Below are 964 nucleotides of genomic sequence, written 5' to 3'. Positions count from 1 at the left end.
GCGAAGTTCACTCCCGAAGCCCACACGGCGCTCTTTGTCTTGTCGGTGCTTGCCATCGTACCGCTGGCGGGGTTGCTCAGTCACGCTACCGAATCCGTAGCCGCCGAGACAGGTGATGCCGCCGGTGGGCTACTCAATGCCACCTTGGGAAATCTGACCGAGCTGGTCATCGCACTGGCCGCCCTGCGCGCCGGAGAGTACACGTTGGTAAAGGCATCCATTGCCGGCGCGATCGTCACCAACACGCTGTTCATGCTGGGGGCCTCGTTTCTGCTCGGCGGACTCAGATACCATTTCCAGGAATTCAATAGAGCCAGCGCGCGTCTTCAGTCGGGTCTGCTTTTCTTGGCAACAATCGCCCTCCTCATGCCTTCGGCTGTCGCAGAAGTGGACTCGACCTCAACTGCAGCGGTCACCCAAAAGCTCAGCCTTGGCCTGGCCGTTCTGCTGATCGTCGGATATGGACTAGGCCTGTTGTTCTCGCTCCGTACACATCGTGAGGTCTTTGCCGCGGCGGAGCATGCCGAAGCAGGTGAAGCACCGTGGCCGATTAGACTGGCCCTGGCCACGCTGGTCGGTGTCACAGTACTCGTGGCCCTGGTCAGCGAGATCTTCGTCGAGTCAGTTCAAAAGGCAGCCGAAGCTTTGGGGATGACCCCTGCTTTTGTCGGCTTTATCGTCGTCGCACTGGTTGGTGGCGCCGCCGAAATGGCCTCGGCGTTTTCCGGCGCGCGCAAGAACCGGCTCGACTTGAGCGTGGGGATCGCGCTGGGAAGCGCTTCCCAGATCGCTTTGTTCGTTGCACCCGTACTGGTGCTGCTGAGTTACCTGGTCGGCCCGTCGCCGATGGACCTGCAGTTCTGGCCGGGTGCCGTGGTGATGGTGCTAATCGCGACCCTAACCGCGATGTTCGTCACGAACAGCGGACGRTCGGCATGGTTCGTCGGCGTCCTCGTGTTGATGG

General features: G+C 61.1%; 1 protein-coding gene. It reads left to right on the top strand.

Going from position 1 to position 964, the window contains the following annotated elements; genetic code table 11:
- Positions 1-964, top strand: a 964-nt coding sequence (cax, locus tag ACXJ7R_RS34360) for a calcium/proton exchanger (protein ID WP_457155676.1), incomplete at both ends; no start/stop codon positions are given.

The organism is Mesorhizobium sp. P5_C1, assembly GCF_054049815.1.
Note: the sequence above shows the minus strand (reverse complement) of the source record. Positions and strands in the feature narration are given on the sequence as shown.